The 25,481-nt window shown below is 59.4% G+C and carries 20 protein-coding genes and 2 tRNA genes; 12 read left to right on the top strand and 10 right to left on the bottom strand.

Annotated features, from left to right (window positions below; translation table 11 throughout):
* Nucleotides 1-30 precede the first annotated feature (30 nt).
* The 6 genes from OP494_RS01860 to OP494_RS01885 all read right to left on the bottom strand — a co-directional run bounded on the left by OP494_RS01860 (nt 31) and on the right by OP494_RS01885 (nt 6,811).
* On the bottom strand, nt 31-1,098 hold the full coding sequence (locus OP494_RS01860; RefSeq protein ID WP_280539049.1) for a spermidine/putrescine ABC transporter substrate-binding protein: 1,068 nt from the start codon (nt 1,096-1,098) through the stop codon (nt 31-33).
* A gap of 60 nt (nt 1,099-1,158) precedes the next feature.
* The gene (locus OP494_RS01865) at nt 1,159-1,956 is read right to left on the bottom strand and encodes an ABC transporter permease (RefSeq protein ID WP_280539051.1); all 798 of its coding nucleotides are present in this window, start codon (nt 1,954-1,956) and stop codon (nt 1,159-1,161) included.
* Nucleotides 1,953-2,876, bottom strand: coding sequence for an ABC transporter permease (locus tag OP494_RS01870; protein ID WP_280539052.1), 924 nt, complete (start codon nt 2,874-2,876; stop codon nt 1,953-1,955). The genes OP494_RS01865 and OP494_RS01870 overlap by 4 nt, the downstream gene beginning before the upstream one ends.
* Before the next feature lie 10 nt (nt 2,877-2,886).
* Entirely contained in the window at nt 2,887-4,011 is a 1,125-nt protein-coding gene (locus tag OP494_RS01875; RefSeq protein WP_280539053.1) for an ABC transporter ATP-binding protein, read from the bottom strand.
* Between the two features lie 33 nt (nt 4,012-4,044).
* Nucleotides 4,045-5,334 carry an FAD-binding oxidoreductase gene (locus tag OP494_RS01880; RefSeq protein WP_280539054.1) on the bottom strand — a complete coding sequence of 430 codons (1,290 nt, stop codon included), beginning with the start codon at nt 5,332-5,334 and terminating at the stop codon, nt 4,045-4,047.
* A 193-nt stretch (nt 5,335-5,527) separates the two neighbouring features.
* Entirely contained in the window at nt 5,528-6,811 is a 1,284-nt protein-coding gene (locus OP494_RS01885; protein ID WP_280539055.1) for an FAD-binding oxidoreductase, read from the bottom strand.
* Between the two features lie 335 nt (nt 6,812-7,146).
* Here OP494_RS01885 and OP494_RS01890 point away from each other — a divergent pair, with 335 nt between their 5' ends.
* The gene (locus tag OP494_RS01890; RefSeq protein ID WP_280539056.1) at nt 7,147-8,172 is read left to right on the top strand and encodes a succinylglutamate desuccinylase/aspartoacylase family protein; all 1,026 of its coding nucleotides are present in this window, start codon (nt 7,147-7,149) and stop codon (nt 8,170-8,172) included.
* Between the two features lie 7 nt (nt 8,173-8,179).
* Here OP494_RS01890 and dusA read toward each other — a convergent pair whose 3' ends face one another.
* The 3 genes from dusA to OP494_RS01905 form a co-directional block, all read right to left on the bottom strand.
* Nucleotides 8,180-9,202 carry a tRNA dihydrouridine(20/20a) synthase DusA gene (dusA, locus tag OP494_RS01895; RefSeq protein WP_280539057.1) on the bottom strand — a complete coding sequence of 341 codons (1,023 nt, stop codon included), beginning with the start codon at nt 9,200-9,202 and terminating at the stop codon, nt 8,180-8,182.
* 373 nt (nt 9,203-9,575) lie between these two features.
* Entirely contained in the window at nt 9,576-9,869 is a 294-nt protein-coding gene (locus OP494_RS01900) for a hypothetical protein (RefSeq protein WP_280539058.1), read from the bottom strand.
* An 83-nt stretch (nt 9,870-9,952) separates the two neighbouring features.
* Nucleotides 9,953-10,594, bottom strand: a complete 642-nt coding sequence (locus OP494_RS01905) for a helix-turn-helix transcriptional regulator (RefSeq protein ID WP_280539059.1) — start codon at nt 10,592-10,594, stop codon at nt 9,953-9,955.
* 412 nt (nt 10,595-11,006) lie between these two features.
* Here OP494_RS01905 and OP494_RS01910 point away from each other — a divergent pair, with 412 nt between their 5' ends.
* From OP494_RS01910 to OP494_RS01925, 4 genes are all read left to right on the top strand, one after another.
* The gene (locus OP494_RS01910; RefSeq protein ID WP_280539060.1) at nt 11,007-11,903 is read left to right on the top strand and encodes a LysR family transcriptional regulator; all 897 of its coding nucleotides are present in this window, start codon (nt 11,007-11,009) and stop codon (nt 11,901-11,903) included.
* A gap of 81 nt (nt 11,904-11,984) precedes the next feature.
* Nucleotides 11,985-13,463, top strand: a complete 1,479-nt coding sequence (gene gltX / locus OP494_RS01915; protein WP_280539061.1) for a glutamate--tRNA ligase — start codon at nt 11,985-11,987, stop codon at nt 13,461-13,463.
* Between the two features lie 189 nt (nt 13,464-13,652).
* Nucleotides 13,653-13,728 (top strand) — tRNA-Ala (locus OP494_RS01920).
* A gap of 16 nt (nt 13,729-13,744) precedes the next feature.
* A tRNA-Glu gene (locus OP494_RS01925) sits at nt 13,745-13,820 on the top strand.
* A 491-nt stretch (nt 13,821-14,311) separates the two neighbouring features.
* Here the strand turns inward: OP494_RS01925 and gltA are convergent.
* A complete protein-coding gene (gltA, locus tag OP494_RS01930; RefSeq protein ID WP_280539062.1) occupies nt 14,312-15,598 on the bottom strand; it encodes a citrate synthase in 1,287 nt (428 codons plus the stop codon).
* 393 nt (nt 15,599-15,991) lie between these two features.
* On the opposite strand from gltA, the gene sdhC reads away from it, so the two are divergent.
* The 7 genes from sdhC (at nt 15,992) to lpdA (ending at nt 25,438) form a co-directional block, all read left to right on the top strand.
* Entirely contained in the window at nt 15,992-16,369 is a 378-nt protein-coding gene (sdhC, locus tag OP494_RS01935) for a succinate dehydrogenase, cytochrome b556 subunit (RefSeq protein WP_097022418.1), read from the top strand.
* On the top strand, nt 16,363-16,710 hold the full coding sequence (gene sdhD / locus OP494_RS01940) for a succinate dehydrogenase, hydrophobic membrane anchor protein (RefSeq protein ID WP_246968821.1): 348 nt from the start codon (nt 16,363-16,365) through the stop codon (nt 16,708-16,710). The genes sdhC and sdhD overlap by 7 nt, the downstream gene beginning before the upstream one ends.
* 3 nt (nt 16,711-16,713) lie before the next feature.
* Nucleotides 16,714-18,486 (top strand): succinate dehydrogenase flavoprotein subunit, encoded by a 1,773-nt coding sequence (gene sdhA / locus OP494_RS01945; RefSeq protein WP_040244085.1) that lies wholly within the window; start codon nt 16,714-16,716, stop codon nt 18,484-18,486.
* Between the two features lie 13 nt (nt 18,487-18,499).
* Nucleotides 18,500-19,210, top strand: a complete 711-nt coding sequence (locus OP494_RS01950; RefSeq protein ID WP_075369621.1) for a succinate dehydrogenase iron-sulfur subunit — start codon at nt 18,500-18,502, stop codon at nt 19,208-19,210.
* A 234-nt stretch (nt 19,211-19,444) separates the two neighbouring features.
* A complete protein-coding gene (locus tag OP494_RS01955) occupies nt 19,445-22,279 on the top strand; it encodes a 2-oxoglutarate dehydrogenase E1 component (RefSeq protein ID WP_075369622.1) in 2,835 nt (944 codons plus the stop codon).
* Nucleotides 22,280-22,320: 41 nt separating this feature from the next.
* The gene (gene odhB / locus OP494_RS01960) at nt 22,321-23,940 is read left to right on the top strand and encodes a 2-oxoglutarate dehydrogenase complex dihydrolipoyllysine-residue succinyltransferase (RefSeq protein ID WP_280539067.1); all 1,620 of its coding nucleotides are present in this window, start codon (nt 22,321-22,323) and stop codon (nt 23,938-23,940) included.
* 58 nt (nt 23,941-23,998) lie between these two features.
* Nucleotides 23,999-25,438: a dihydrolipoyl dehydrogenase gene (gene lpdA / locus OP494_RS01965; RefSeq protein WP_280539068.1), complete on the top strand. Its 1,440-nt coding sequence runs from the start codon at nt 23,999-24,001 to the stop codon at nt 25,436-25,438.
* Nucleotides 25,439-25,481: the final 43 nt, after the last annotated feature.

Raw genomic sequence — 25,481 nt, forward strand, 5'->3', positions numbered from 1 at the left:
TCCCCGGCCGAGTGGCCGGGGCCTGTCGTTTCAGCGTGACTGGACCTCTGACCAAAACTGCTGGAAGACCTGCAGTTGTTCGCCCTCGAGACTGGGCGTGAAGTGCAGCCGCTGCATATCTTCCTCGGACGGCTGGATAGGGGGTTGGGTCAGTATGTCGTCGAGGTAGGGCTGAGCCGCCGCATTGGGGCTGGCGTAGTAGTTGTAGTTGGATAGCTGAGCGCCGATCTTGGCGTCGAGGATGAAGTTGATGAACTTGTGGGCCAGATCGGGATGGGGCGCCTTGGAGGGGATCAGCATGGTGTCGACCCACATCTCGGTGCCTTCGTCGGGAATCATGAACTTGATGTTCTCGAAAGAGTCCGGGTTTTCCTGGCTGTAGAAGAGGTAGTCGCCGTTGTAGCTCAAGGCGACGTGCGTCACGCCACGCGCCAGTTGTTGCAGACTCGGCGTGCCGTCGACGAAGCCGCTGAAGTTGCTGCGATTCTTGGTGTCGATCAGCAACCTGGCGGCCTCCTTCCAGGCCTCGGTGTCGGTGCAGTCATAGCCGTGGCCCAGATGCGCACAGGCGCCGCCCATGGTGACCTGCCCATCGCCCATCAGTGCGAAAGGGTATCCAGGATTGACCTCGGGATCGAACATCAACGACCAGCTCTTGGGGGCGTCGGGGAACGTCTCGGCGTTGTACACCAGGCCGGTCACCCCCCACTGGTAGGGCGCCGAATAGGTGCTCTGCGGGTCATAGCTGGGACTCTCGAACTGCTCCATGACATTGTCCAAGTTGGGGATCTTGGACTTGTCGAGCTTCTGTACCATGCCGGTCTCGATGAGCCGTGGCACGTAGTAGTTGGATGGGACGATGATGTCGTACTGCGATACGCCGCCGGCATTGAGCTTGGCGAACATCTCGGGCAGCGAGTTGTAGTAGTTCTGCACCACCTCGGCGTCGTATTTCTCCTCGAAGGCTGTGATGATCGCTGGGTCCATGTACTGGGTCCAGTTGAACAGGTAAAGCTTGTTGTCTTCCTGAGCCTGGACGCCGCTGGCCAGCAATAGGCCCCCGATTGTAGCGGCGATTCTTGTGGTCATTGTTTTCATCGTTTCGCTCTCCTTCGGTGCTACGTTTTGTTGGTGCTACATCGTTTTGACAGGAAGCGCCTAGCGGCGACCCCGCCGGTTGAATAGCATGCTGAATATGGCGGCCATGGCCACCGCACCGATCATCAGGGTGGCAATCGCATTGATCTCGGGCGTCACTCCCTTCTTGATGGCGCTCCAGATATAGATCGGCAATGTGGCGCTCTCCGGCCCTGCCGTGAAGAAACTGATCACGAAGTCGTCGATCGACAGCGTAAACGACAAGAAGAAGGCGGAGATCAACGCTGGTTTGATGGTGGGCACCATGAAGTGCACCACGCGCTTGATCGGCGATGCGTAGAGGTCCTTGGCAGCCTCGAACAGTGTCGGGTCCAGGCCTACGAAGCGCGAGTAGACGATCAGTGCCACGAAGGGGATCTGGAACGTCACATGCGCGATGATCATGGTACCGAGTCCCGGCTGCAGCAGGCCGGTCCATTCATGGATCTGTACGAAGAAGGCCATCTCGGAGATGCCAAAGACGATATCCGGCAGCACGATAGGCAGATAGATCAACACGATCAGCCACCCCAGCTTGCGATGGCGGTGACGATACATGCCGTAGCCGATCAGGCACCCAATCACCAGCGCTATGATCGAAGAGCTCACCGCCAGGACCAGGCTATTGCCGAAGGCGTTGATGATCTGCTCGTTGCCGAACAGTCTGCGATACCAAGCCAGCGAGAAGTTTTCGAAAATGGCGGTGCTGTTGGCTGAATTGAATGAGAACAGCACGATCACGAACAGGGGGGCGTAGAGGAAGAACAGCGTCACCCACCAGATGCCGGCGAGACCGCGCGCAAGCGTTCGCTTTCTCATATCACTACCTCCTCACCGCCGCCCAGACGCTTGCCAATACGCCGCATGGCGAACAGGCCGATGAATGTCGCGATCAACATCAAAATCGCCCCAGCGGCTCCCAGTGGCCAATTGGAGCTTCCGGCGAACTGGTTGGCGACCAGGTTGCCGAGCATCATGCCTTTACCGCCGCCGAGTAGTTCGGGAATCACGTACATGCCGAAGGCGGGAATCGCGACCAGTACCGTACCGGCCAGTAGTCCAGGGAGCGTCTGCGGGAAGACGGCATGCCAGAAGGCTCGTACCGGGCTGGCATAGAGATCTTGTGCGGCCTGCACCTGTGCCGTATCGAGCTTCTCGAAGGCGGCATACAGCGGAAGCACCATGAAGGGCAGGAAGTTGTAGACCAGCCCCAGGGTGACCGCGAAGTTGGAGGGATAGAGTCCCATGTTGGGTGCCACTAGTCCGAGGCTCTCGGCCAGGCTGGACAGTGGTGTGCCCGGTGCCAGCAGGTTCATCCAGCCGAAAGCGCGAATCACCTGATTGGTCCACGATGGCACGACGACCAGCAGCAGTAGGATCGGCCGCCACTTTTCACGACAGGTCGTGATGTAGTAGGCCACTGGATAGGCGACGATCACTACCAGCACCGTCGATACCAGGGTCTGCCACAGTGAGCGCAGCAGGGTGTAGAGATTGCCCGGGCTCCAGCCTAGAAAGCCGACACCGGCTAGGCGCTCGAAGGCGTCCAGTGACAGCGGCATCTGCGGCAGGCCATAGGGGCCGTTGGTCATGAAAGCGACCCCCATCAGATACGCACTGGGCAACACCAGGAAGATGAAGATCCACACCGCGCCCGGTGCCACGCTGAACAGCAGATGGCGGGTCTCGCGGACCATGGCCCGGCTGCGGGCAGTGGGTACTGCTCCAGAATAGGACATGCTCGCCTCCTCACTCGCTCAGGGTGACCAGGTCTTCCGGCGCCACCACCACCGTCACCGTTTCGCCGACCTCAGGCAGGTGACGGCCGCGGTTGTTGACCGTGGCCTGCAAAGTGGTGTCGGCGATGGCCAGGCGGAACTCGGCATGGCTGCCACGATAGAGTCTTTCGGCTACGGTTGCCGTCAGATGGTTGGGTCCCTCGACCGCGCCAGGCAATAGATCCAGCGTCTCGGGGCGGATCAGCAACAGCTCGCCGTCGCCGGCTTCCTCGGCGGTCAGTTCCCCCAGCGCCGTGATCAAACGGTCGCTCTTGCGGGCGCTGATCGGATAAAGATTATCGTGGCCCATGAAGTGTGCCACGAAGGCATTCACTGGGCGCTCGTAGACATCACGCGGCGCGCCTACCTGTTGGATGGTGCCGCCATTGAGCACGGCGATGCGATCGGACATGACCATCGCTTCCTGCTGATCGTGGGTCACGAACACGAAGGTCATGCCGAGTCGCTTCTGCACCCGCAATAGCTCTACCTGCAGTTGGCTGCGCAGCCCGGCATCCAGTGCCGAGAGTGGCTCATCGAGCAGCAGGACATCGGGCTCGCAGATCAGCGCTCGAGCCAGCGCGATGCGCTGGCGCTGGCCGCCGGAGAGTTGATCGACGTGGCGATCGATCAGATCACCGAGCTTGATGAAGTCGGCGATCTCGTCGACCTTGCTGTGGCGCTCAGCCGCTGGCATGCCGCGCATCTTTAGCCCGAAGGCCAAATTCTCGCGCACCGAAAGATGCGGGAAGAGCGCATAGGACTGGAAGACGGTATTGACGCTGCGTTGGTGGGGAGGCGTTTCGGTGATGTCCTTGCCGCCTACCACCAGCGAACCGGCATCCGGCTCTTCGAGTCCGGCGAGGATGCGTAGAAGAGTGGTTTTGCCGCAGCCGGACGGCCCCAGCAGGGTGAAGAACTCGCCGGCCCGGATGTTCAGGTCGACGCCGTCCAAGGCGACGGTATCGCGACCGAAGCGCTTGTGCAGGCCCTGCATCTCGATCGAAGACGCTTTATGGTTCGCCCGACCACGTGCATTGGCGGCCGGGCGAGCGCCCGGATGGTCGGCAGTCTCCGCCGTCATGGTCTCGCTCATGGAAGTACCCTCTTCGCTTGTCGTTGGCCTTATTTAGAGACGGTCGCGCAGTTTGTAGAAATTGGTCGCCAGCACCAGCAGCGGCTTGCGCAGAGCATGACCGCCTGGGAAGTGTCGATGTGGCATGGCGGAAAAGACATCGAAGCGCTCGCTTTGGCCGGCGATGGCCTCGGCCATCAGCTTGCCGGCGAGCCCGGCCATGGCCATGCCATGGCCAGAGTAGCCTTGGGCATAGTAGAGATTATCGCCCAGACGACCGAAATCGGGCGCTCGATTGAGGGTGATCGCGACATCGCCGCCCCAGCGGTACTCGATGGGTACCCCCTCGAGTACCGGGAACAGCCGGGCAATCTTGGCGTCCATGCGCGCCTGAAGGCGCGGGGGCTCCCGGCCGTCGTAACTGACCTCGCCGCCGTAAATCAGACGTCGATCGGCGCTGAGTCGGTAATAGTCGAGCACGAAGTTGGCATCGGCCAGGGCGTCGTTTTTCGGTAGCACCTTTGCCGCTTGTGCCTCGCTCAGTGGCGCGGTGGCGATCATGTAGTTGGCGGCCCGCATGACGCGACCGGAGAGCTCCGGAATCAGGTCGTCGTGATAGGCATTAGTGGCCAGCACGACGAAATCGGCGGTCACGCTGCCGTGCTCGGTGGTGACCGTGGCTGGCTTACCTCGGCGGATCGATCGTGCGGCGCTATGGGAATGCACGCGTACCCCGGCGCGCTGTGCCGCCCGGGCCAGGCCCAGCGTGTAGTTGAGGGGATGAAGATGGCCGCCTTCGCGGTCATATAGGGCTGCCGGATAGGCATCGGTGACGACGTGCTCGCGCAGGGCATCGCCCTCCAGCCACTCGAGAGCGGCGTAGCCGTAGTCACGGGCCATCTGCTCGCGGAAGGCTGTGAGCTCCTTGATATGCCGCGGCTTGACCGCTGCGTGAAGATAGCCCCAGGCCAGATCGCAGGGAATGGCATGGCGCTCGATCAACTCGGCGGTGAGGCGCACCGCCTCACGGCTCATCTCCCATACCTCGCGGGCGCGAGTTAGCCCCAGGGCCTGCTGGACGGTGGTGATGTCGGTGCCCAGCCCCGGCAGGATCTGCCCACCGCTGCGCCCGGAGGCGCCGTGGCCGATATCGCCGGCTTCGAGCAATGTCACCGAGTAGCCACGCTCGGCCAGGTGCAGGGCCGTTGAGCAGCCTGTCACCCCACCGCCGATCACACACACATCGCTCCTCGTTTCGCCTTCATGGGGCATGGTGGGGTCGAGCTCGACGGCGATGGAAGCCCGGTACCACGAAGCGGGGGTGTCGGAGACGGTACTGCACATAGATTCCATCCAGTTATTGTTGTTGAATAATTCACGAGAATACGGCAAACGTTTCGCGCCACGGAGGGGAAGTCCCTCGGAGAGGCTAGCGAGTCAGTTATTTTTCACTTATTCAGCTTTATAGCCCAGTTCATCGCTTAGATGTCTGCCCGATTTTTGATATTCATTTCGGTAATTGCTGATTTTTAAAAAATCAAATCCCGAGCTTGTCGCGCACGTTGTAGTACCAGGCTCCCATGGCGGTCAGCGGAATCTGCATGGCCCGCCCGCCAGGGAACGAGTGCTGGGGCAGGCCGGCGAAAATATCGAAGCGCTCTGACTGACCCCGAATGGCGTCACTGATCACTTTGCCTGCCAAGTGGGTGCAGGTGAGGCCATGGCCGCTATACCCTTGTGCGTAGTAGATGTTGTTTCCGATGCGGCCGAATTGGGGTAAGCGGGTCAGTGTCAGCAGGAAGTTGCCGGTCCAGGCAAAATCCACCTTGGTGTCTTTCAACTCAGGGAACGTCTTGAGCATCTTCGGCATGATCAGGGCTTCGACTTGCGCCGGCTCGCGGGCACCATAGGTAACGCCGCCGCCGTAGATCATCCGGCCATCGCCGGATAGGCGGAAATAGTCAAGCAGGTAGTTGCAGTCCTCGATGCAGTTGTCTTTCGGTAGCAAACATTGCCGCACGCTTTCCGGCAGTGGCTCGGTGGCGATGACCTGGGTGCCGCAGGGGATGGCCTTGGATTCCAGCTTTGGCATCAGGCCATTTAGATAGGCATTACCGGCGACGAGTACGTAGTCTGCTTCAACGTCGCCTTCTGCGGTATGGACGATCGGTTTGTCGCCTTGATGAATCCGCAGTGCCGAGGAGTTCTCGTAGATGGTGCCGCCCAGGGACTCCACGGCGTCGGCTTCGCCGAGTACCAGATTCAGTGGGTGGAAATGCCCACCACTGTGATCGATCAGGCCGCCAACGTAGCGCTGGGTACCCACGTAGTGTGGGATGGCATTCTCGTCGAGCAGTTCCAATTGTTCGTGGCCGTGGGCTTCCCAGAGCTTCTTTTTCTCGACCAGCTCATCGAACTGCTTGCGGTTGCATGCGGCGAAAATACCGCCTTCCTTCAAGTCACACTGGATGTCGTAGTCCTTGACGATACGACGTAGGATGCGGCCGCCCTCGAAGGCCATCCGCCCCATCTCTGCCCCGACCTTCTGGCCGTAATGGTGCTCGATGAAGTCGATATCGCGGCTGTAGCTGTTGACGATCTGTCCGCCATTGCGGCCGGAAGCACCGAATCCAATGCGGCTGCCTTCCAGGACAACCACTTTGTAGCCATTTTCGGCCATGTGGAGGGCTGTAGACATCCCGGTAAAGCCAGCGCCGACGATGCAGATGTCTGCCTTCACGTGACCCTGCAGGGTCGGACGCACGCGCTTGTCATTCGCGGACGCTGCGTAATAAGAATGGGGATGAGACGTTGCCTGCACGGTTTGCTCCCGAAACGTTGTTGTATCTTACTGGCCTTTATTAAAGGCTGGCCAGTTGAGCATTAGCGTTGGGATAACGTTACGAAGGGGTGGCAACCCTGTGATATACCCCCTTGGGTATATTTTAAGAGCACGCCGCCCAAGAAGGCCCTTGGGGTTCTCCGGAGATGAGCATGCTGCATTTCTCACGTCATGCCAGTGATCGAAAGCCTACGGCGCTGGCATGCGTCGCGCCCTTCGTTGACGCCTAAACAAAGAATCGCTTGCATGAATGGGGTGTCATGAGGCGCCATGGCGGGTATAAAGAATTCGCCATCTTCGGTATAGGAACACTCATGGCTCGCGCTCCCTTCGAACTCGCCGGTACGCGTATTCCGCCCGGCAGCCGGGCACAGATCGATGTACCGGTGGCCAAGCTTTACACCCATGCACCGCTGCATATTCCCGTCGAGGTCGTTCATGGCCGTCAGCCGGGGCCGGTGCTGTTGGTGTGTGGGGCGATTCACGGTGATGAGATCAATGGCGTCGAGATCGTGCGTCGCATGCTGAGGCTGGCATCGCTATCGCGCTTGCGAGGCACGCTGATTGCGGTGCCCATCGTCAATGTCTTCGGTTTCGTGCAGCAGACGCGTTACTTGCCTGACCGGCGTGACTTGAATCGCTGCTTTCCGGGCAGCGAGGCCGGTTCCCTGGGCTCGCGCGTCGCATCGTTGTTTCGCGAGCAGATCGTCGATCTTGCAACGCATATCGTCGACCTGCATACCGGCGCGATTCATCGTACCAATCTCCCCCAGGTGCGGGCACAGATGAAGGACCGCCCCGCAACACAGGCCATGGCCGAGGCGTTTGGGGTGCCGGTGATTCTCAATGCCGAATTGCGCGAAGGGAGCCTACGGGAATATGCGCAGTCGCGTGACGTGCCGGTGCTCACCTATGAGGCTGGCGAGGCGCTGCGCTTCGACGAGTGGGCGATCGCGCCGGGAGTAAGAGGGGTGCAGCGCGTGATGCGCTTGCTGGGCATGCTACCCACCGACCGGCGCCGGCATGCGCCTGCCGTTGCGGAGGTTGCCAATGGCTCGAGTTGGGCTCGCTCGCCCATCGACGGCATTCTACGCCCCCGGGCGCGGTTGGGCGCGCGCGTCGCACGGGGCGATGTTCTGGGACGCGTTGCCGACCCGTTCGGTAATGCCGAGCAGGAAGTGCTCGCCAACGCCGATGGTATCGTCATTGGCATGAGCAATCTGCCGCTCGCCAATGAAGGCGAAGCGCTATTTCATGTGGCGCGCTTCGATGAAATCGAAGAGGCTGAAAACGCCGTTGAAACCTTCCACTCCGATTTCGAAACGCGTCAGGAGCTATAGTGTCGGCTCAGGCAACGGCGCTTGCAGTATCGAGCTCGCGCACCTTGGCCAGCGCTGCGTCGAAAACCTCGAGCCCGGCGCCGGCACGGTGGGCATTTTCCGACAGGTGGCGACGGAATTGACGCCCACCCGGGCAACCCTGGAACAGGCCGAGCAGGTGACGGGTGACGTGATTGAGCTTGGCGCCCGCGGCCAGGCGTTCGGCGATGTAGGGACGGAAAGCGCGTGCGGCGGCATGGCGGCTACGCACTGGCGAGGCGCCGCCGTAAATGGCGGCATCCACTCCGGCCAGTAACCAGGGATTCTGATACGCCTCACGTCCGATCATCACGCTATCGACGAGATCGAGCTGTGCCTGGCACTCGTCCAGCGTCTTGATACCGCCGTTGATACCGATATGAAGATCGGGGTACTGCGCCTTGAGACGATGCACGCGTGGATAATTGAGCGGCGGCACGTCGCGATTCTCCTTGGGCGAGAGCCCCTCGAGCCAGGCCTTGCGGGCATGCACGATGAAGACCTCGCAGCCAGCATCGGCGACGCGTTCGATGAAGCGCGCCAGGTCGGCATCTTCATCCTGCTCGTCGATGCCGATACGACACTTGACCGTGACCGGAATCGAGGCCGCCGCCTGCATGGCGCTGACCGCCGCCGCCACCTTGTCCGGATGCTCCATGAGGCAGGCGCCGATCAGGTTGTTCTGTACCCGATCGCTAGGGCATCCCACGTTCAGATTGACTTCATCGTAGCCCCAGGCCTCGGCGATGGCGGCGCATTCCGCCAGTGCAGCAGGATCGCTGCCGCCTAGTTGTAGCGCCACCGGATGCTCCACGTCGCTATACCCCAAAAAGCGCTCGCGCGGTGAGCCATGCAGGATCGCCCCGGTCGTGACCATTTCGGTATACAGCAGCGCTTCACGCGTCAGCGTGCGGGCGAACGCGCGGTAGTCGCGGGTCGTCCAATCCATCATCGGGGCGATGGAGAACCGGCGGGCCCGCGCTAGCGAGTCTTTCGCTGATTTTTCAATCATTTATGGCCTCCGGTGAAGGGATTGGCTAAGAACGATAGCGGATGCAGTGGCCGCGTATTGTACGTCATACGGCTAGCTCGGCAATATCGCTCCGGATCCGAGTCGAGTTAGCTTGTATGAGGGGCAATGACACCTTTGCGGCCTGCGTTACTTCCTGGAACATTAAATTGGAGTTATTTAATGCAGGTTATTTTTACTGCTGGAGATCTTCTGCCACGGTGATCATGTCCGCCAAGGAAGGGCGGAAAGCAAGGAAGCTAGGTATAAAGGACGCCTAGGTAAGCATGGAGGCACGGACAGGAAGTTCGTGATAACTGCAAGGACATGCAGGTTTGCATAAAAACCCGGCCGGTATTGGTCGGGTTTTTTTGTGTCAGGGTGACTGGTTGCGCTGATTTCTGAGCTCGCGTTGCGAGTCTTCCAGACGCCGCTGAGAGCGCTTGAGCTGACGCTCTTGACGCTGGCGCTCGTCGAAACGTTCATCGCGGTGTTCGCTACGGTTCAGCGACTGGCGGCGTTCGATCGTGGTGGCGCGGTCGCTACTGACGTCACGTTGCAGTTGGTTGCGCTGTCGACTGTCGTTGAGCGAGTCGCTTTGACCGTCGTCATCAGCCAGCACCGGCCCTGCCAAGGCGAACAGTATCACCAGCAGAATGGCGTTCATCATGATGCCTCCCGTCGATGAGATATGCACTCAGTATGGACCAAGACGTCATCCATTGAATTCCTGAGACGGCCTGCCGGGTAATATCAAGCGCTGATGTCATGTTGTTGCCAGCGAGCCTGAAGGCGCCCCACGATTCGAAACGGGAATGGCTGCTTTGGATCGACGCTAGTGTGGTGCGCCGGGTCGGCGATGCGCAACGTCTCCGGTTCAGGCAGGCTTAGGTGTTGGATCGTGAGTGCGTGCCGCCATTCGAGCAGGTAAAGCCCTTCCTGCCGGAAGTGGGTGGTGGGAAGAATGGCGGCGATATCGCCTTCCTCGAGATAGGCGAATGTCTCGCCTGCACCTGGTGTCACGAGGTAACACCCTCGAACGAGGGCGTCGATGGCGGTGCCCGAGGCGGGAAGAGGGGCGGCGAGCGTGTGAGCTTCCCACGGCACCGGGGGCATGGTGTGTAGCAAGAGGCGTGCCTTGCCGGGCACGTCATCGGTGATCCGTTGAGAGGCCGTATGTGTTGTGGCGGCAGTGCCATCTTCGAGTAGTCGTTCGATCGGGCAATGCAGTGCATCGGCCAGCGCGATGAGTCGCTCGTGTCCGACTTGTTTGATCGTGCCGGATTCCCAATAGGAAATCGTGACATCCGATACGCCGACACGTCTGGCCAAGGCGGCCTTGCTCAAGCCGGCGTCTATCCTTAGCTGCTTGATCCGGGGTCCCAGTGCGTCCATGTAGACATCTCGCCATGAGGTGAACGCGTTAGCATATCCAGCCAATGGCAAAGTATGTTTCGGGTTGGGGGATATGAACAGTACGTAGTGCGTATGTCTTGTATCCGGATTGCAGTGTGGGGACGGAGAGAATGAGGGATAAAAGAGCGCCGGCCGTCCCGGAGAACAGCCTAGTGGCGCAAAGAAAAGCTCGTTTCACTGAAGACGCCACACGGCGCAGGAAAGCCGAAGCCATCGAGCGCCGCTAGCGTGCGCGTGGCGATTCTGCTGAGAAAAGGCCACGCATGTTGGGAGCGATACATCGCTTGCCCGAACGCGGCCAGTATAGGCAGTCGGTCTTTGCATAATAAGAGGGTACAATCGAAAACTAGTGTTTCTAATTTGGAAACTAGCAGGCTGGAGTATCTTCAACGTGACGACACTGGATGCATTGCGTGTCTTCGTCGAAGTCGTGCGAGCGGGCAGTTTTACCGCGGCGGCGCGGCGTCTGAGTATTTCCAAGTCGTTGGCTTCCAAGCGTGTGGCTGCGCTCGAGGATGAGTTGAGTGTCAGTCTACTCAATCGCTCGACACGTTCGCTGCGCCTCACGGAGGCGGGGCAGATCTATTACGAGCATGGGTTGCGGGTCATCGAGGAATTGCAGACGGCGGAGGCGCAGGTACAGTCGGTGACGTCGCAACCTCGGGGACAACTCAAGGTCAGTGCTCAGGTGAGCTTCGGCTTCATGTACTTGGCGGCGCCGACCACGGCCTTCATGCGCCGCTATCCCGAGATGTCGGTGGAGATCCTGCTCGAGGATCAGCGTTTCGAGCCGATCGACGACTCGGTGGACCTGGCCATTCGCATGGGTCCAATGCCGCCTTCGAGCCTTGTGTCGCGCCCGCTGTGCAAAGTGGTCTATGGCCTTTACGCCGCGCCGGATTATTTGGCCCGTGTCGGGCGACCGCTGCATCCCAAGGATATCGCCGAGTTCGATACAGTGTTCTACGGCAATTACGATCTCGGTGCGCACTGGCGCTTTTCGCTCAATGGACAGCCGCTGGATATCGAGCCCAACTCTCGTCTGGTGATCAATAATCTGCTGGGGGTGGTCGAAGCGGCCAAGGCGGGGTTCGGCTTGGCCTATCTGCCGACATTCGCGGCGCGCGCGGCGGTGGAGGAGGGACAGCTGACGCCACTCTTGCAGCCGTATTGGAATGAGCACGGCAGCATGTTGGTGTTGTTTCGCTCGCGCAAATACCTGCCCGACAAGACTCGGGCTTATCTGGATTTCATCACGGAGTGGTTTCGCGAGCACTTGGCCTTGTGAAGAAGATGTCGACGGTGCTGATGCCGGGTAGGTGCATGCGTATAATGATGCCATCGTCAGTCACCAATGATCGGGAACTTCATGACCGTACGTACACGTATTGCGCCGTCGCCGACCGGCGATCCCCATGTCGGCACGGCCTATATAGCGCTGTTCAATCTATGCTTCGCGCGTCAGCACGGCGGGCAGTTCATTCTCCGCATCGAGGATACGGACCGGGTACGTTCGACGGCCGAGTCGGAGCAGATGATCCTCGACTCTCTGCGCTGGCTGGGACTCGAGTGGGATGAAGGTCCCGATATCGGTGGCCCTCATGGTCCTTACCGGCAGAGCGAGCGTGGCGATATCTATGCGCAATATGCGCAGCAGTTGCTCGACGCCGGGCATGCGTTCAAGTGCTATCGGACCAGCGAAGAACTCGATGAGCTGCGTGAGACACGCAAGGCGGCGGGGCTGCATCTGGCGCTCAAGCCCGCCGATCTAGCGCTTAGCGATGAAGAAGCCGCGCGTCGCGAGCGCGAGCAGTGGCCTTACGTGGTGCGCATGAAGGTACCGGGCGAGGGGAGCTGTATCGTCAGCGATATGCTGCGTGGCGAGATCGAAGTCGATTGGGCACAGGTCGATGCCCAGATCCTGCTCAAGTCCGACGGTATGCCGACCTATCACCTTGCCAATGTCGTCGACGACCATCTGATGGGCATCACGCATGTCATGCGTGGTGAGGAGTGGATCAACTCGGCACCCAAGCACAAGCTGCTGTATGAGTACTTCGCTTGGCCGATGCCGACGCTGTGCCATATGCCGTTGCTGCGCAACCCGGACAAGTCGAAGCTATCCAAGCGCAAGAACCCGACCTCGATCAATTATTATCGGCACATGGGCTTTTTGCCGCAGGCGGTGACCAATTATCTGGGCCGCATGGGCTGGTCGATGCCCGATGACCGCGAGAAGTTCACCCTCGCGGAAATGATGGAGAACTTCGATATTCAGCGCGTGTCGCTGGGCGGCCCTGTGTTCGACCTGGAGAAACTCACTTGGCTCAACGGCGTCTATATCCGCGAGGATCTGGACGATGCAGCCTTGCTGGAAGCCCTGAGAGAGTGGGCCTTCAACGAAGACTACGTCAGTCAGATCTTGCCGCAGGTACGTCCGCGAATCTCGACGCTCTCCGATGTCATGCCGCTGGCCGGGCATTTCTTTTCGGGGGTGCCGCCGCTCGAGGCGTCCAGTTTCGAGAGCGTTAAGCTCGAGAATGAGGACTTGCTCAAGTTGCTGCAGTTTTTGACCTGGCGCCTGGAAGGCGTTTCCAGTTGGCACAAGGAAGTCTTGCTTGACGAGGTCAAATTCTTGGCCGAGGCGTTCAATATGAAGATGAAAGCGTTCCTGGCGCCGGTCTTCATCGCCGTTACGGGGAGTGCGACCTCCACCTCGGTGCTGGACGCCATGGCAATTCTCGGCTCGGATATGACACGGGCGCGCCTGCGTCATGCCACCCAAGTGCTGGGGGGCGTTTCCAAGAAGCAGGCCAAGCGCTTCGAGAAAGAGTATCGGGAACTGTAAGCTCCCGGGCTTCGCCCGGAGCTGGAAGAGCGGCGCTGCGCGCCTGGAAGAAGGAAGAACGCTGCTACGCAGCTTGAAGTGGGAAGGACACCCAGATGCTGCCTTCCTTCTTCCTTCTTCCTTCTTCCTTCTCGAAAGATATTGACGAAGCCAGGTAGAATCAGTATTCTACGCACCGTCTTGAGGCGCGGGGCCTTAGCTCAGATGGGAGAGCGCAACACTGGCAGTGTTGAGGTCAGCGGTTCGATCCCGCTAGGCTCCACCAAGCATCAAGACAATGCGTCCCATTCGTCTAGTGGTCCAGGACACCGCCCTTTCACGGCGGTAACAGGGGTTCAAACCCCCTATGGGACGCCACCTTTTCTTGCCTACAGTTGTGGCGATATCGGAGACGCGAAAGCGTCTTTTTTTGTCTCTGCTTCCCGTTCGTGATTAGACGTTTTTATACGTTTTTCCCCTTGACACCTCCGGGACCTTGTCCACTGCCGTACCGTCTTTGTCTGCGTGTTGTGTATAACGCCAGCTAAGGCCCGTCATGTTGCGCGTTATTGAAAAACATGCTGTTTTTCAAGCACTTATATTAGGTCAAAAATTAATCGATTTGAGCGTAACCGCCTTGTCATGGTGTTTCTGGCGAACTACCTAAAGGTTTTGAACAGGTTTATCCACAGAAAGTGTGGAAAACGCCCAGCGGCTTCAGGTTAGAAGAACAAGACTGTGGGGGCGAAGAGTGTAAGGGGCGCGAGGAGGCGTGGTGTCAAACGTAACGGACCGCCCTGAAGGCGGTCCGTGACACTTGCATATAGTCACCTGGCCAGGCGTATCTCGGCCGGGTTTTGGCGAGCAAGTTACTTGGTTGGGTAGTCTCGTTGGGAATGGCCGATATAGAGCTGACGCGGGCGGCTGATGCGATAGCTACCGCTGATCATCTCGTTCCAGTGAGACGTCCAGCCAATCGTGCGGGCCATGGCGAAGATGACGGTAAACATGTTGGTCGGAATGCCGATCGCCTTGAGGATGATGCCGGAGTAGAAGTCGACGTTCGGGTAGAGCTTGCGCTCGATGAAATAGTCGTCTTCCAATGCGATCTGCTCGAGCCGCTTGGCGATCTTGAGCTGCGGGTCGTCGGCCATGCCGAGTTCGCCCAGCACCTCGTCGCAGGTTTCCTTCATGACCTTGGCGCGCGGGTCGAAATTGCGGTAGACGCGGTGGCCAAAGCCCATCAGCTTGAACGGATCATCCTTGTCCTTGGCGCGGTCGATGAAGCGCTGGATGTTCTCCTCGGACTCATCACCGATTTCATCGAGCATGTTGAGCACGGCTTCGTTGGCGCCACCATGGGCCGGGCCCCATAGCGCGGCGATGCCGGCACTGATGCAAGCAAAGGGATTGGCGCCCGTCGAGCCCGCCAGACGCACCGTCGAGGTGGAGGCGTTCTGTTCATGGTCGGCGTGCAGCATGAAGATACGATCCATGGCCTTGGCGAAAACCGGGTTGACCTCGTAACTTTCACACGGGTTGCCGAACATCATGTAGAGGAAGTTCTCCGCGTAATCCAAATCGTTGCGCGGATAATTGAATGGCTGCCCGATGTTGTACTTGTGGCACATCGCGGCCAGTGTCGGCATCTTGGCGATCAGGCGAATCGCGCTGACGCGGCGCTCTTCTTCCTTGGTGATGTCCAGGTTGTCGTGGTAGAAGGCGGCCAGGCCACCGACGACGCCGCACAGGATCGCCATCGGATGGGCATCGCGACGGAAGCCCTTGAAGAAGTTGACGAGTTGTTCGTGGACCATGGTGTGATTTCTCACGGTGGCCGCGAAGTCGTCGTATTGCGCCTTGCTGGGGAGCTCTCCGAACAACAGCAGATAACAGAGCTCGACGTAATTGGAATGCTCGGCCAGTTGGCCGATGGGGTAGCCGCGGTGGAGAAGAACGCCTGCAGCACCATCGATGTAGGTGATGCCTGATTCGCAGGAGGCGGTGGCGACGAAGCCCGGGTCGTATGTGAACAGACCTTCGCTGGTCAGGCCGCGGACGTCGATCACATCAGGCCCGACGGTGCCGGAGTAGACAGGGAACTCGATCGTCTTGTCCAACCCTTCTACCGTCAACTGCGCTTTCCTGTCAGCCATTATGGCCTCCTCTTTTACCTAAGTCTTTGTCTTGCTTGCCATGCCAGCGAAAATAATGCGCCTACTATAGAACCACGCGGTGGATTGTCAATTGGGCCTAGGGCGCCTGTGAGCTTGGCGCCGCCGCGCATGGCGTGTCCCGGCGTGGCGATAGAAAGGAGGGCGAGCAAGGTTCCTACCCGGAAGTGCCACCCTATTTGACGCGTCCATGGGGATGGCTGCAAGGGCTATCTCATTTGTCATGGCATCCCCCGGTCCTTATAATCTTATCCCGCGCGACTGGCAGGAGCATGGCTTGGTCATGTAAGCCCTCGACCAAGGCCTCCCCCTCAAACCACCGCCCGCACCGGGTACAGCCCTAGCCGCTGGCGGGCCAAGAGAGTGTGATGAGCCGTGAATAGCAAAAGACCCGTAAACTTAGACCTGACGACGATAAAATTTCCACTTCCCGCACTGACCTCCATTGCCCACCGCATTACCGGTGTCATCCTCTTCGTGGGGTTGATCTTCGGTTTTTGGGCCCTCGATGCGTCACTGTCGTCTCCCGAAGGATTCGAAGCAGTGCGTGACACCCTCGCCAACAACGTGCTCGCCAAACTGATCGCCTGGGGATTGCTCTCGGCGTTGGGCTTCCACTTCGTGGCCGGCATCAAGCACCTGCTGATGGATGCAGGTATTGGTGTGGATCTCGAGGGTGGACATCGCAAGGCGCAGATCACGGTCGTGATCAGTGCCATCTTGGTGGTTTTGGCAGGAGTCTGGGTATGGTAACCAACATCACGAACCTCGGTCGTAGTGGCCTGTCCGATTGGCTGATCCAGCGAGTCTCGGCCATCATCCTGGCGATCTATGCCGTATTCATGGTCCTGTATCTACTGTTCCATCCGGGGCTCGATTACGCCACATGGAGCGGTCTCTTCTCGCAGACCTGGATGCGTATCTTCTCCCTGCTGGCCTTTATTTCCATCGCGGCGCACGCATGGGTCGGTTTGTGGACGGTGTCCACTGACTATCTCAAGCAGGCGGGTGCGCGCTTTGCATTTCAAGCGGTCGTCATGCTGGCCATCTTCGTTTTTCTGGTGTGGGGCGTTCAAGTCCTTTGGGGAGCCTAATTCATGTCCAATATGCGTAGCCTGACATTCGACGCAATCATCATCGGTGGCGGTGGCTCCGGTCTGCGTACCGCGCTTGAGCTGGCCAAGTCCGGCAAGAAGACCGCGGTGCTGTCCAAGGTCTTTCCGACGCGCTCGCACACCGTCTCCGCCCAAGGTGGCATCACCTGCGCCATCGCTTCTGCCGATCCCAATGACGATTGGCGCTGGCATATGTACGACACCGTCAAGGGCGGTGACTATATCGCTGACCAGGATGCCGCTGAGTATTTGTGTTCCGAAGGCCCCAAGGCGGTTTTCGAGCTAGAACACATGGGGCTGCCGTTCTCGCGTTTCGATAACGGCCGTATCTACCAGCGCCCTTTCGGTGGCCAGTCCAAGGACTTCGGCAAGGGCGGCCAGGCCGCGCGCACATGCGCTGCTGCTGACCGTACCGGCCATGCGCTGCTACATACGCTGTATCAGAACAATCTGAAAAATAACACCGTATTCCTGAATGAATGGTACGCGGTGGATCTGGTCAAGAATGCCGATGGCGATGTGGTGGGCTGTATCGCCATGTGCATCGAGACCGGCGAAATCGTGCATATCAAGTCCAAGGCGACGGTATTGGCGACCGGCGGCTCGGGCCGCATCTACGCGTCCACGACCAACGCGCTGATCAATACCGGTGATGGTATCGGCATGGCGCTTCGTGCTGGCTTCCCCATGCAGGACATGGAGATGTGGCAGTTCCACCCCACCGGCATTTACGGGGCCGGGGTCTTGGTTACCGAAGGTTGTCGTGGCGAGGGTGGCTACCTGATCAACAAGGATGGCGAACGCTTCATGGAGCGTTATGCGCCGAACGCCAAGGACCTGGCTGGCCGCGATGTCGTGGCTCGCGCCATGGTCATGGAAATCCTTGAAGGGCGTGGCTGCGGCGAAAACGGTGATCACGTCATGCTGAAGCTCGATCACCTGGGTGAAGAGGTGCTGGGCAAGCGTCTGCCGGGCATCGTCGAGCTATCCAAGACCTTCGCCCATGTCGATCCTGCCAAGGACCCGATCCCGGTCGTGCCGACGTGCCATTACATGATGGGCGGCGTACCGACCAACGTCCACGGCCAGGCGATCATGCAGGACGCCGATGGCAACGATCAGATCGTCAACGGGCTGTTCGCCTGTGGCGAAGCGGCATGTGTGTCCGTACACGGCGCCAACCGCCTGGGCGGTAATTCACTACTCGACTTGGTGGTCTTCGGGCGTGCAGCCGGTATGTTCATCGAGCAAGCGCTCAATGAAGGTGTCGATTACCTCGAGGCGGCTCAGTCCGATATCGATAGTGCCATGGCTCGCATCAACCGCTGGGATGAATCGAGCGGCGGCGAGGCAATTCCTGAATTGCGTGCCGAGCTGCAGGAAGTCATGCAAAACGATTTTGGCGTCTTTCGTCAGGAAGACACCATGCAGGAGGGCGTCAAGAAACTGGCCGACCTCCGCGAGCGTATCGGTAACGCGCATCTGGCCGATAAATCCAATGCCTTCAATACCGCGCGTGTCGAAGCGTTGGAACTCGACAATCTGCTCGAAGTGGCGGAGGCCACGGCAATCTCCGCCTTGGACCGTAAGGAAAGCCGCGGCGCGCATTCGCGCTATGACTATCCGGATCGCGACGACGCCAACTGGCTCAAGCACTCCATGTACTTCCCGGTCGAGAAGCGGCTGGGGCAGCGTGACGTGAACTTTGCGCCGAAGACCGTCGAGACCTTCGAGCCGAAAATCCGCACCTACTAAGGGGTTGTCCAAGATGTCTACGCTTCAGATATCCATTTATCGTTACAACCCGGAAACCGATTCCGTGCCCTACATGCAGGAGTTCCAGCTGGATACGCAGGGTCGCGATATCATGGTTCTCAATGCGCTTGAAATGATCAAGCAGCAGGATAGCTCCATGGCGTACCGGCGTAGCTGCCGCGAAGGAGTTTGCGGTTCCGATGGCATGAACATGAACGGCAAGAATGGTTTGGCTTGCGTTACGCCGTTGTCCGAGGTGGTCAAGGACAACAAGTTGGTGCTGCGCCCGCTGCCTGGTTTGCCGGTTATCCGTGACCTGGTGGTCGATATGGGGGTGTTCTACAAGCAGTATGAGAGCATCCAGCCTTATCTGCAGAACGATACCACCGAGCCCACGATGGAGCGGTTGCAGTCGCCGGAAGAACGCGAAAAGCTAGATGGGCTTTACGAGTGCATCCTGTGCGCCTGCTGCTCCACGGCCTGCCCATCCTTCTGGTGGAATCCAGACAAGTTCGTAGGGCCGGCTGGCCTGCTGCAGGCTTATCGCTTTCTCGCCGATTCACGTGATACCGCAACGCGTGAGCGCCTGGAGCGGCTTGAAGACCCGTTCAGCCTGTTCCGGTGCCGTGGCATCATGAATTGCGTGGCGGTGTGCCCTAAAGGGCTCAATCCGACACGTGCGATTGGCAAGATTCGTGAGATGTTACTGTCTAATGCCACTTAAATCGCGCCGCGTGGCTTGTTATCATTGGCAACAAGCCGCTTCCTGCGACATGGCGTCGCAGGAAGCCGGTCCCGCGACCGCCGTTAGCCGGTGCCCTGCGCACCGGCTTTTGACGATAAGTGGACCCTAGCGTCGCGTATGACGCCAACCTGCTCCCGCAGGTCCCAAGTGACGCCGGCACGTCCGGGCGTGCCAGCGCCAAGAACACCCATCAGTGCATAGGGTGACCAAGAGATGCAAGAAGGCATAATGGAGTTGATGTGGCGCACTTCCCATGTCAGCGGCGGCAACGCCCACTACGTGGAAGCGCTCTACGAGCAATACCTCGTCGAGCCCTCTGAGGTTCCCGACGAATGGCGTAACTATTTCGATCAGTTACCTCGTCCGGAAGGCGCCCCCTCTCACGACGTTCCTCTCAGTCCGATTCGCGATCAGTTCTATCAGTTGGCGCAAAATCGTCGTGGCAAGCCCGCCGCCGGTGTCGCTGACAGCAGCGAGAACAAAAAGCAGGTCAAGGTTCTCCAGCTGATCAACGCCTACCGCTTCCGCGGCCATCAGCGCGCCGATATCGACCCGCTGGGGCTTCGCAGCCCGACTCCGATTCCTGATCTGGATCTTTCCTTCCATCAGCTGACCGACGCTGATATGGAGACGTCCTTCCAGACTGGCTCACTGTTCCTGGGCAAGGACCAGGCGCCGCTCAAGGAAATCGTCGACGTCCTGGAAAAGACGTACTGCCGCAGCATTGGCTGCGAGTTCATGCATATCGTCGACACCGACGAGAAGCGTTGGTTACAGCAACGCTTCGAATCGGTGCGTTCCAAGCCGGACTACAGCGTCGATGTACGCAAGCATATCCTCGAGCGTTTGACGGCTGCCGAAGGGTTGGAAAACTATCTCGCGTCCAAGTATCCAGGCACCAAACGCTTCGGTCTGGAAGGCGGCGAGACCTTCATCCCGATGGTTGACGAAATCATCCAGCGTACGGGCAATTATGGCACCAAGGAAGTCGTCATCGGCATGGCGCACCGAGGCCGCCTCAACCTGCTGGTCAACTTGCTGGGCAAGAGTCCATCGGAACTGATCGACGAGTTCGATGGCAAGAAAGTCATCCAGCAGGGCTCCGGGGATGTGAAGTACCACCAGGGCTTCAGTTCCAACGTGATGACCGAAGGTGGCGAGGTTCACCTGGCATTGGCGTTCAACCCCTCGCACCTCGAGATTGTCTCGCCGGTGGTCGAAGGGTCCGTGCGTGCCCGCCAGGATCGTCGCGAAGATGGCGAGGGCGCCAAGGTGCTACCGGTGGTGGTGCATGGCGATGCCGCTTTTGCCGGCCAGGGCGTGGTGATGGAGACATTCCAGATGTCCCAGACCCGCGGTTACAAGACCGGCGGCACCGTGCATATCGTCATCAATAACCAGGTCGGTTTCACCACGTCACGGCCTGACGATGCACGCTCCACTGAGTACTGCACCGATATCGCCAAGATGGTCCAGGCGCCGATCTTCCACGTGAATGGTGATGATCCCGAGGCGGTGGTGCATGCTACCCAGGTGGCTGTCGATTATCGTTACCAGTTCAACAAGGACGTGGTGATCGATCTCGTCTGCTACCGCAAGCGCGGTCATAACGAGGCCGACGAGCCCTCCGGGACTCAGCCGCTGATGTACCAGAAGATCAAGTCGCACAAGAGTTCGCGCGAACTCTACGTGGCGCGCTTGGTGCAAGAGGGCATGATCAGCGACGACGACGCGGCTGCTATGGTCGAGAAATACCGCGATGACTTGGTGGCAGGCAATCACGTCGCCAATGCGCTGGTCAAGGAGCCCAATACCGAGCTATTCGTCGACTGGACGCCTTATCTCGGGCACACGTGGACGGGCGACGCCGATACTTCGATCGACATGACGCGCATGCAGCAACTAGCCGCCAAGATGTGCGAGGTTCCCGAAGACGTCGAGGTCCAGCGCCAGGTGGCCAAGATCTACGAGGATCGTCGTAAGATGGCCGCTGGCGATCTGGCCATCAACTGGGGCTTTGGCGAAACCTTGGCGTACGCCACCTTGCTGGATGAAGGCCACCCTATTCGTCTGACGGGACAGGATACCGGGCGTGGCACCTTCTCCCATCGCCATGCCGTCGTGCATAACCAGAAAGATGGCTCGACCTATGTGCCGCTGGAACATATCAAGGAAGACCAGCCGCGCTTCACCATCCGTGACTCCTTTTTGTCCGAGGAAGCGGCACTGGCGTTCGAGTACGGGTATTCCACGACCACGCCCAAGGCCTTGATCATTTGGGAAGCCCAGTTCGGTGACTTCACCAACGGGGCACAGGTGGTGATCGACCAGTTCATTTCCTCCGGCGAGACCAAATGGGGACGGCTTTGCGGGCTCACCATGCTGCTACCGCATGGCTATGAAGGGCAGGGCCCCGAGCACTCCTCGGCGCGTCTCGAGCGCTTCCTACAGCTGTGTGCCGAGCACAATATGCAGGTCTGCATGCCGACCACGCCGGCTCAGATATTCCACCTTTTGCGGCGTCAGGTGATCCGCCCGCTGCGCAAGCCGCTGGTGATCATGTCGCCGAAGAGCCTGCTGCGTCACAAGGAAGCAACCTCGACGCTGGAAGATCTGTCCAACGGCCGCTTCGAAATGGTGCTGCCGGATCAAGGCAAGCTCGATGCGGAGAGTGTCAAACGCGTGGTGTTGTGTTCGGGCAAGGTCTACTACGATCTGGCGAACTATCGTGCCGAAAATGGCAGCGATGATGTTGCGATCGTGCGTTTGGAGCAGGTCTATCCTTTCCCCAAGGAAGAGCTGTACGAGGTCTTCAAGACCTATCCGAACCTCGAGCAGGTCGTTTGGTGTCAGGAGGAGCCGCTCAACCAGGGCGCCTGGTATCAAAGCCAGCATCACATGCGTCTGGTGGCCGATATGGTGCAGGAAGGCTTGGGGCGTGAACTGAAGTTCGCGGGGCGTCCGGCATCCGCCGCCCCGGCATCCGGCTACATGTCCGTCCATGTTGAACAGCAGCGCCAGCTGGTCGAAGACGCCATTACTGGCTGAGGCGTTCCATCGGGATCGAGAGAAAACACTAAGGAAACGACATGGCTACTGAGATCAAAGCGCCGAATTTCCCGGAATCCGTTGCCGAGGGCACTATCGCCACTTGGCACAAGAAGGTCGGTGACAGCGTTGAGCGTGATGAGCTGATTGTCGAGATCGAGACGGACAAGGTCGTTCTCGAAGTCGTGGCGCCGGACGCCGGCACCGTGACTGAAATCAAAGTGGAAGAAGGCGATACGTGCGACTCTGAGCAGGTGCTTGGGATGCTGGGCGCCGCGAGTGAAGGCGGCGGCGAAAAGCCCGCTGAAGGCTCTAAATCCGCTGAGGGCTCTAACAAAGAGGACTCGAAGAAAGAAGAGACCGGCGAGAAGCAGGATTCGGCAGCGGCCAAGTCTGACGATGCCAAGCCGGCAGCGTCAGGTAAGCAGCATGACGTCAAAGCGCCGAGCTTCCCGGAATCCGTTCAGGAAGGGACCGTGGCCACCTGGCACAAGCAGGTCGGTGAAGCGGTGAAGCGCGACGAGATCCTCGCGGACATCGAGACCGACAAGGTGGTGCTCGAAGTCGTCGCGCCGGCCGATGGTGCCCTCAGCGAAATCAAGGTGCAGGAAGGCGAGCAGGTCGAGTCCGAAGCGGTGCTCGCGTTGTTTGCCGAAGGCGCCGGCGGTGATGCGGGGGGTGGCGAGGCTGCCGCATCAGACGACACGGCGAGTGAGTCGAAAGACGCCGGTGGTGGCAGTGACGAAAAGGTCGGCGACAAGATCCTCGCACCGGCGGCACGCAAGCTGGTCGCCGAGCACGATCTGGACGCCAGCAAGATCGAAGGCACCGGCAAGGGCGGCCGTGTTCTGAAAGAAGACGTGCAAAAAGCCGTCAAGGATGGCTCCGCCAAGAAGGAGGCCAAGTCCACTGGTGGGGACGTCAAGGCCGCCGCTGCACCGGCACCTGCCGTCGAGGGCGATCGCCCTGAGCAGCGCGTGCCAATGAGTCGTCTGCGCCAGACCATCGCCAAGCGTCTGGTGCAGGCGCAGCAGACCGCCGCCATGCTGACCACCTATAATGAGGTGGACATGAGCGCGGTGATGAGCCTGCGCAGTCAGTACAAGGAAACTTTCCAGAAGGCGCACGATACCAAGCTCGGGTTCATGGGCTTCTTCGTCAAGGCATGCACCGAGGCTCTCAAGCGGTTCCCCGACGTGAACGCGTCGATCGACGGCAGCGATATCGTCTATCACGGCTATCAGGACATCGGTGTTGCCGTGTCCACGCCGCGAGGCCTGGTCGTGCCGGTGCTGCGTGATACCGACAGCATGAAGCTCGCCGATGTCGAGAAGAGCATCGTCGACTTCGGCAAGCGCGGTCGCGACGGCAAGCTCGGCATCGAAGACATGCAGGGCGGGACCTTCACCATCACCAACGGCGGTATCTTCGGTTCGTTGCTGTCGACACCGATCATCAATCCGCCACAGACCGCTATTCTGGGTATGCACAAGATCCAGGAGCGTCCGATGGCCGTCGACGGCAAGGTCGAGATTCGTCCGATGATGTATCTCGCCATCTCCTATGATCACCGCATGATTGACGGCAAGGACGCGGTGCAGTTCCTGGTCACGATCAAGGAACTGCTCGAGGATCCCGCGCGTTTCTTGCTCGACGTGTGATGGTTGTCGCCGAATAATGCGTTGCGACTAATTAATTGAATTCGAACAGGATGATTTCATGGCCGATAAATTCGATGTGATCGTTATTGGTGCCGGGCCTGGTGGGTATGTGGCGGCCATTCGCGCTGCCCAAATGGGCCTGAAGACCGCGTGCGTCGAGAAGTGGGTCAACAAGGAAGGCAAGACCGTTCATGGTGGCACCTGCTTGAATGTGGGCTGCATCCCCTCGAAGGCCTTGCTGGAAACCTCTCACAAGTTCGTCGAAGCCCGCGACCATTACGCCGAGATTGGCATCGACGTGGGCGAGCCGACTCCCAACATCGCCAAGATGCAGGAGTTCAAGGAAGGCGTCATCGCCAAGAACGTGGGCGGCATCAGCGCGCTGTTCAAGGCCAACGGTGTCACGGCGCTGGAAGGCACCGGCAAGGTCGTCTCCGACAAGCAGGTCGAAGTCACCGGTCAAGATGGCGAGACGGCCACCTACGATGCCGAGAACATCGTGATTGCTTCCGGCTCCGTGCCGGTCGACATCCCGCCGACGCCTTTGACCGAAGGCTTGATCGTTGATTCCAGCGGTGCGCTCGAATTTGACGAAGTACCCAAGCGCCTCGGCGTGATCGGTGCCGGTGTCATCGGCCTCGAATTGGGCAGTGTCTGGAACCGCCTGGGCAGTGAAGTCACGGTCCTCGAGGCGATGGATGCCTTCCTGCCGATGGTCGACAAGGACATTGCCAAGGAAGGCCAGAAGCTGTTCAAGAAACAGGGCATGGACATCAAGATGGGAGCTCGCGTGACGGGCTCCGAGATCAAGGACAAGGAAGTCGTGGTCAAGTATTCCGACGCCAACGGCGAGCAGGAACAGACCTTCGACAAGCTGATCGTGTGTGTGGGCCGTCGTCCCTACACCGAAGGCATCCTTGGCGATGATGTCGGCATCAAGCTCGATGAGCGCGGCTTCGTGTTCGTCGACGACCAGTGCCGCACCAGCGTACCGGGTGTCTACGCCATCGGTGACGTGGTGCGTGGCCCGATGCTGGCGCACAAGGCTTCCGAAGAAGGCGTAATGGTGGCCGACATCATCGCTGGCCACAAAGCCGAGATGAACTACGACGCCATCCCCAGCGTGATCTATACCGCGCCGGAAGTTGCCTGGGTTGGCATGAACGAGCAGGACGCGAAAGAGGCCGGTATTGAAGTCAAGACCGGTTCCTTCCCGTTCTCCGCCAACGGACGTGCGCTGGCCAACAATGCGTCGGAAGGCATGGCCAAGGTCATTGCCGATGCCGAGACCGACCGCATCCTGGGGCTGCACATCATCAGTCAGCATGCCGGGGAGCTCATTGCGCAAGGCGTCATCGCCATGGAATTCGGCTCTAGTGCCGAAGATCTGGCCCTGACCTGCTATGCGCATCCGAGCACCTCGGAAGCCGTGCACGAAGCGGCGTTGGCGGTGGATGGCCATGCCATTCACATGGCCAACCGCAAGAAGCGCAAATAAGCGCTTCGACGAGCGTTTCAGTGTAGAGACGCGTCGCTCCCGC

Origin of the sequence: Chromohalobacter sp. 11-W (assembly GCF_029889905.1) — a bacterium.
In the GTDB taxonomy this organism is placed as follows: domain Bacteria; phylum Pseudomonadota; class Gammaproteobacteria; order Pseudomonadales; family Halomonadaceae; genus Chromohalobacter.

Coding starts and splice junctions, on each gene's coding strand:
- OP494_RS01860 (WP_280539049.1), bottom strand. CDS start 1,098: ATGAAAACAATGACCACAAGAATCGCCGCTACAATCGGGGGCCTATTG.
- OP494_RS01865 (WP_280539051.1), bottom strand. CDS start 1,956: ATGAGAAAGCGAACGCTTGCGCGCGGTCTCGCCGGCATCTGGTGGGTG.
- OP494_RS01870 (WP_280539052.1), bottom strand. CDS start 2,876: ATGTCCTATTCTGGAGCAGTACCCACTGCCCGCAGCCGGGCCATGGTC.
- OP494_RS01875 (WP_280539053.1), bottom strand. CDS start 4,011: ATGAGCGAGACCATGACGGCGGAGACTGCCGACCATCCGGGCGCTCGC.
- OP494_RS01880 (WP_280539054.1), bottom strand. CDS start 5,334: ATGTGCAGTACCGTCTCCGACACCCCCGCTTCGTGGTACCGGGCTTCC.
- OP494_RS01890 (WP_280539056.1), top strand. CDS start 7,147: ATGGCTCGCGCTCCCTTCGAACTCGCCGGTACGCGTATTCCGCCCGGC.
- dusA (WP_280539057.1), bottom strand. CDS start 9,202: ATGATTGAAAAATCAGCGAAAGACTCGCTAGCGCGGGCCCGCCGGTTC.
- OP494_RS01900 (WP_280539058.1), bottom strand. CDS start 9,869: ATGATGAACGCCATTCTGCTGGTGATACTGTTCGCCTTGGCAGGGCCG.
- OP494_RS01905 (WP_280539059.1), bottom strand. CDS start 10,594: ATGGACGCACTGGGACCCCGGATCAAGCAGCTAAGGATAGACGCCGGC.
- gltX (WP_280539061.1), top strand. CDS start 11,985: ATGACCGTACGTACACGTATTGCGCCGTCGCCGACCGGCGATCCCCAT.
- gltA (WP_280539062.1), bottom strand. CDS start 15,598: ATGGCTGACAGGAAAGCGCAGTTGACGGTAGAAGGGTTGGACAAGACG.
- sdhD (WP_246968821.1), top strand. CDS start 16,363: ATGGTAACCAACATCACGAACCTCGGTCGTAGTGGCCTGTCCGATTGG.
- sdhA (WP_040244085.1), top strand. CDS start 16,714: ATGTCCAATATGCGTAGCCTGACATTCGACGCAATCATCATCGGTGGC.
- OP494_RS01950 (WP_075369621.1), top strand. CDS start 18,500: ATGTCTACGCTTCAGATATCCATTTATCGTTACAACCCGGAAACCGAT.
- OP494_RS01955 (WP_075369622.1), top strand. CDS start 19,445: ATGCAAGAAGGCATAATGGAGTTGATGTGGCGCACTTCCCATGTCAGC.
- odhB (WP_280539067.1), top strand. CDS start 22,321: ATGGCTACTGAGATCAAAGCGCCGAATTTCCCGGAATCCGTTGCCGAG.
- lpdA (WP_280539068.1), top strand. CDS start 23,999: ATGGCCGATAAATTCGATGTGATCGTTATTGGTGCCGGGCCTGGTGGG.